This window comes from Streptomyces sp. UNOB3_S3, from assembly GCF_020740895.1.
GTDB lineage: Bacteria > Actinomycetota > Actinomycetes > Streptomycetales > Streptomycetaceae > Streptomyces.
This window is the reverse complement of sequence record NZ_JAILXP010000416.1, coordinates 1-5,856: the sequence shown is the minus strand read 5'-3', so window position 1 is coordinate 5,856 and position 5,856 is coordinate 1. Positions and strand designations below refer to the sequence as shown.

Genomic DNA, 5,856 nt, shown 5'->3' with positions numbered 1-5,856 from the left:
CGCAGGAGCAGACCACCCGGCCCCCGCCGCGCGAGGCACGGGCGCCCGGGACCACGTCCCAGCCCCACAGGCCGGTGTACTCCGCGACCGTCGTCGCGTACTCGGACGCGCGGCCTCGGCGCCGAGAGCTCGAGCGCAGGTCCCGGATGCCGCCGATTGTGAAGCCCATGCCCCCTCCAACGGGTCGTGTTCGCGGTTGGTTACGTGTCGGAGTGTCTCGGACACGTACGGTCGCGGACGTCTGCTCCGGGGCGGCGCGACGGTGTGCGACGGGTGGTGCGCCGAAGGCCGCGCGCCGTGGCGCGCATCGATTCACCCGCTGCCCGGTTTTCCTCTGGTTGTTCCGCGTCAAGTCAATCGCGAAGTGCGCGGGAGTCGTTCATTCCTTGGGGTGGCGAATGGTGGCGTTTACTGGACCGCTCTCGCCTGAACGGTGATCGTAGGATTACTTTCGGTGCAGGGACAGCGCCGGACAGGCGGCCGCAACACGCGGCAAGCTGTTGGCGGTTCACGCGCAGACGTGGTGAACGCACGTGTGGACACGTATGGGCGTGGACACAGGCAAGGTGCGGAAGCGGGCCGCTGCGTGGACGCGGACGCGTTGGTCGCGGAATTGCGGATTTGTGGATGGGGGCGTTCCCGTGAGCGGCAATGTGAGTGGTGCCGACGGCACCGATCGGACCGAAAGGGCCGACCGGGCCGACAAGGGTGAGAAACGCCCTAACGAACAGCTGAACTCCTGGTTCCTGCGCAGCGGATGGTCCAAGGGCGAGCTCGCCCGCCAGGTGAACCGCAGGGCCCGGCAGCTGGGCGCCCACCACATCAGCACCGACACCTCCCGGGTGCGCCGCTGGCTGGACGGCGAGCAGCCCCGCGAGCCCATCCCCAAGATCCTCTCCGAGCTCTTCTCCGAACGCTTCGGCTGTGTCGTCGGCGTCGAGGACATCGGTCTGCGCGTCGCCCACCAGTCGCCCTCCGTCTCCGGGGTCGACCTGCCCTGGGCCGCCCCCCAGACCGTGGAGCTGCTCAGCGAGTTCTCCCGCAGCGATCTGATGCTCGCGCGCCGGGGCTTCCTCGGCACCTCGCTCGCCCTCACCGCGGGCCCCGCCCTCATCGAGCCCATGCAGCGCTGGCTGGTGCCCGGCCCCACCGGCCGGGACGGCGCGCGGAGCGCCGAGCGCGACCGCTCCCGCAGGTCCCGGCTCTCCGAGCCGGAGCTGGAGCTGCTGGAGTCGACGACCGTGATGTTCCGCCAGTGGGACGCCCAGTGCGGTGGCGGGCTGCGCCGCAAGGCCGTGGTGGGCCAGCTCCACGAGGTCACCGACCTGCTCCAGGAGCCCCAGCCCGACGAGACCACCCGGCGGCTGTTCCACGTCGCCGCCGAGCTGGCCGAGCTGGCCGGCTGGATGAGCTACGACATCGGCCTCCACCCCACCGCCCAGAAGTACTTCGTCCTCGCCCTCCACGCCGCCAAGGAGGCCGGCGACCGCCCCCTGGGCTCGTTCGTGCTCTCCATGATGAGCCGCCAGATGATCCACCTCGGCCGGCCCGAGGACGCCCTGGAGCTGATCCACCTCGGCCAGTACGGCTCCCGGGAGACCGCCACCCCCCGCACCCAGGCCATGCTCCACGCGATGGAGGCCCGCGCCTACGCCAACATGGGCCAGCCCGCCAAGGTCAAGCGCGCGGTCGCCATGGCCGAGGACTGTTTCGCGGACTGCGCGCCCGGCGACGGCGACCCCAACTGGATCAGCTTCTTCTCCGAGGCCGAGCTCAACGCCGAGAACGCCCACTCCTTCCGCGACCTGGCCTATGTGGCCGGCCGCAGCCCCACCTACGCCCAGCTGGCGCGGCCCAAGATGGAGCGGGCCGTCGAGCTGTTCGCGCAGGACGACGACCACCAGCGTTCGTATGCGCTCAACCTGATCGGCATGGCCACCGTGCACCTGCTCCAGCGCGAGCCGGAAGCCTGCGCCGAGCCCGTGAAGAAGGCCCTGAGGATCGCCAAACAGGTCCGCTCCGAGCGGGTCAACAACCGGCTGCGCAAAACGGTCGACAACGCCGTGCGCGACTTCGGTCAGGTCGCCGAAGTCGTCGACCTGACCGACCAACTCGCCGTCCACCTGCCGGAATCCGTGGAGGCCGCCCACGCGGTCTGACGCCCTCCGGCCCCTGTGCCCGGCCGTGGCGACCCTCCCGTACAGCCCGACTCGGCTCCCCCACGCCAGGTCACCCCGGACGGTCGCCACGGCCGGTCTCCGTGTCTCCGTACGGCACCGCCGCCGGGCAGTCGGCAGGGTAGGGGAGACCTGCCGCGCCCGCCCCGCCGTTCACCGGGGCGTAACACGCCCGCCCCCATCGTCACCGGCGCGAAACAGCCCACGGCACCGGCTGAAACCGCGCTGCGACAGCCTCAAGTCGACAACGGCCCACCGAAAGAGACACCGCCCGCACGGGGGCCCGGGCCGCGGCGGCGAGGAGACACCGACATTGAATGGCGCAGACACCGCGTTCGTACTGATCAGTGCCGCGCTCGTGATGCTGATGACACCCGCCCTGGCCTTCTTCTACGGCGGCATGGTCCGGGTGAAGAGCGCGCTCAACATGCTGATGATGTCGTTCATCTCGCTGGGCGTCGTCAGCGTCCTGTGGGTGCTCTACGGCTACTCCCTGGCCTTCGGTGACGACATCGGCGCCGGGCTCCTGGGCGGCCTCGGCCACCTCGGCCTGAGCGGCATCCACCCCGACACCCTCACCGGAGGCAAGGAGGGCATCCCCGTCCTCGCCTTCGCCCTCTTCCAGATGATGTTCGCCGTCATCACCCCCGCCCTGATGAGCGGCGCCCTCGCCGACCGGGTGAAGTTCAGCGCCTGGACGCTGTTCATCGCCCTGTGGGTGAGCGTCGTCTACTTCCCCGTCGCCCACTGGGTCTGGCAGTCCGACGGCTGGCTGTTCAAGCTCAAGGTGATCGACTTCGCCGGCGGCACGGCCGTCCACATCAACGCGGGCATCGGCGCCCTCGCCGCCGTCCTCGTCGTCGGCAAGCGCGTCGGCTTCAAGAAGGACCCGATGCGCCCCCACAGCCTGCCCCTGGTGATGCTCGGCGCGGGGCTGCTGTGGTTCGGCTGGTTCGGCTTCAACGCCGGCTCCGCGCTCGCCGCCAACGGCACCGCCGCCAACATGGCCATGAACACCCAGATCGCCACCGGCGCGGCCATGCTCGGCTGGCTCGCCTACGAGCGGATCCGCCACGGCGCGTTCACCACCCTCGGCGCCGCCTCCGGAGCCGTCGCCGGCCTCGTCGCCATCACCCCCTCCGGCGCCGCCGTCAACGCCTTCGGCGCGATCCTCATCGGCCTCGTCGCCGGCGCCGTCTGCTCCTGGGCCGTCAGCTGGAAGTTCAGGCTCGGCTTCGACGACTCCCTCGACGTGGTCGGCGTCCACCTCGTCGGCGGCGTCATCGGCACCCTCCTCGTCGGCCTCCTCGCCACCGACGGCGTCGGCGGCCTCACCCAGCTCGGCCGCCAGGCCGCCGGCGCGTTCTCGGTCATGGCCTACTCCTTCACCGTCTCCTGGCTGCTCGCCAAGCTCGTCGCCAAGCTCGTCGGCTTCCGGGCGAGCGAGGAGGACGAGATCAGCGGCGTCGACCAGGCCTTCCACGCGGAGAGCGCCTACGACTTCACCGCCGTCGGCGGCGCCGCCGCCTCCCGCGCCGTCCACCACACCCCCGCACAGCAACTCCCGAACGGGACGCCCGACAAGAAGGTGGACGCGTGAAGCTCGTCACCGCGATCGTCAAGCCCTACAAGCTGGAGGACGTCAAGACCGCCCTGCGCGAATTCGGCGTCCACGGCCTGACCGTCAGCGAGGCCACCGGCCACGGCCGCCAGCGCGGCCACACCGAGGTCTACCGGGGCGCCGAGTACACCATCGACCTCGTCCCCAAGATCCGCATAGAGGTCCTCGTGGAGGACGGTGACGCGGACGACATCGTCGACGTCATCGTCCGGAGCGCCCGGACCGGAAAGATCGGTGACGGCAAGGTCTGGGTCGTCCCCCTCGACTCCGTCGTCCGCGTCCGCACCGACGAGCGCGGCCCGGACGCGCTGTGACCGCCGGGAGCACCCGTTGACGGAGCACGACACCGAGGCGCACCCGGGGCGGCAGGGCGGCTACGCGGCCGCCCGGCTGCGCCTCCTGACCGAGGAACGGCTCACCGGCCCGCCCCTGCGCACCGAGCTCGCCCGTGCCACCGACCGCTGGCTGGGCGAGCTCCTCGGCCCCGCCCCGGGCGTCGCCCTCGTCGCCGTCGGCGGCTACGGGCGCGGCGAGCTCTCCCCCCGCAGCGACCTCGACGTCCTCCTCCTGCACGACGGCACCACCGGTGCCCCCGGCATCGCCGCCCTCGCCGACCGCGTCTGGTACCCCGTCTGGGACCTGGGCCTCGCCCTCGACCACTCCGTCCGCACCCCGGCCGAGGCCCGCAAGGCCGCCACGAGCGACCTCAAGGTCCACCTCGGCCTCCTCGACGCCCGCCACCTCGCCGGCGACCCCGCCCTCACCGCCGCCCTGCGCACCACCGCCTACGAGGACTGGCGCGCCCAGGCCCCCGCCCGGCTGCCCGAACTGCGCGAGCTGTGCGAGGAGCGCGCCCGCCGCCAGGGCGAGCTGCGCTTCCTGCTGGAACCCGACCTGAAGGAGGCCCGCGGCGGCCTCCGCGACGCCACCGCCCTGCGGGCCGTCGCCGCCTCCTGGCTCGCCGACGCCCCCCGCGAGGGCCTCGAAGCCGCCCGCACCCTCCTCCTCGACACCCGCGACGCCCTCCACCTCGCCACCGGCCGCGCCACCGACCGGCTCGCCCTCCAGGAACAGGACCAGGTCGCCGACGCCCTCGGCCTGCCCGACGCCGACGCGCTCCTGCGCCGGGTCTACCGGGCCGCCCACACCGTCTCCTACGCCGCCGAGGTCACCTGGCGCGAGGTCGGGCGCGTCCTGCGCGCCCGCTCCGGACGGCCCCGGCTGCGGAGGATCATCGGCGGGCGCGGAGGGCGCGGCGGCTTCGTCGCGCCCGAGAGAATCCCGCTGGCCGAAGGCGTCGTCGAACAGGACGGCGAGGTCGGCCTCGCCCGTACCGCCCGCCCCGAGCACGACCCCGTGCTCCCGCTGCGCGCCGCGGCGGCCGCCGCCCAGGCGGGCCTGCCGCTGTCCCGGCACGCGGTGCGCCGCATGACCGGCGCCGCCGGGCTGCCCGTGCCCTGGCCCGCCGAGGCCCGCGAACAGCTCCTCACCCTGCTCGGCGCGGGAGAGCCCGCCGTGGCCGTCTGGGAGGCCCTGGAGACCGAGGGCATCGTCTCCCGGCTGCTGCCCGAATGGGAGCACGTGCGCTGCCGCCCGCAGCGCAACGCCCTCCACCGCTGGACCGTCGACCGCCACCTCGTCGAGACGGCCGTGCGCGCCGCCGCCCTCACCCGCCGCGTCGGCCGCCCCGACCTGCTGCTCCTCGCCGCGCTCCTGCACGACATCGGCAAGGGCCGGCCCGGCGACCACTCCGAGACGGGCGCGGAGACCGCCCGCCAGGTGGCGGCCCGGCTCGGCTACGGCCCGGACGACACGGCGGTCCTCGCCACGCTCGTCCGCCACCACCTGCTGCTGGCCGACACCGCCACGCGCCGCGACCTCGGCGACCCCGCCACGGTCCGCGCGGTCACGGACGCGGTCGGCTCCGCCGCCGTCCTGGAGCTGCTGCACGCCCTCACCGAGGCCGACGCCCTCGCCACCGGCCCCACCGCCTGGACCGCCTGGCGGGCCTCGCTCGTGGCCGACCTGGTCCGCCGGGCCGCGGCCGCCCTCGACGGC

4 protein-coding genes and 1 pseudogene are annotated in these 5,856 nt (G+C 73.2%); 4 read left to right on the top strand and 1 reads right to left on the bottom strand.

Annotated features, from left to right (window positions below; all coding sequences use genetic code 11):
- A pseudogene (locus tag K6I33_RS30410) lies at positions 1 to 169 on the bottom strand (DNA primase); the annotation flags it as partial.
- Between the two features lie 484 nt (positions 170 to 653).
- On the opposite strand from K6I33_RS30410, the gene K6I33_RS30405 reads away from it, so the two are divergent.
- The 4 genes from K6I33_RS30405 to K6I33_RS30390 form a co-directional block, all read left to right on the top strand.
- Positions 654 to 2,159: a hypothetical protein gene (locus K6I33_RS30405; RefSeq protein WP_229357767.1), complete on the top strand. Its 1,506-nt coding sequence runs from the start codon at positions 654 to 656 to the stop codon at positions 2,157 to 2,159.
- A 331-nt stretch (positions 2,160 to 2,490) separates the two neighbouring features.
- Positions 2,491 to 3,777, top strand: coding sequence for an ammonium transporter (locus K6I33_RS30400; RefSeq protein WP_229357766.1), 1,287 nt, complete (start codon positions 2,491 to 2,493; stop codon positions 3,775 to 3,777).
- Positions 3,774 to 4,112, top strand: coding sequence for a P-II family nitrogen regulator (locus tag K6I33_RS30395; RefSeq protein WP_229357765.1), 339 nt, complete (start codon positions 3,774 to 3,776; stop codon positions 4,110 to 4,112). Before K6I33_RS30400 ends, K6I33_RS30395 begins: the two co-directional genes overlap by 4 nt.
- A 16-nt stretch (positions 4,113 to 4,128) precedes the next feature.
- On the top strand, positions 4,129 to 5,856 hold a 1,728-nt coding region (locus tag K6I33_RS30390), incomplete at its 3' end, for a [protein-PII] uridylyltransferase (RefSeq protein WP_229357764.1).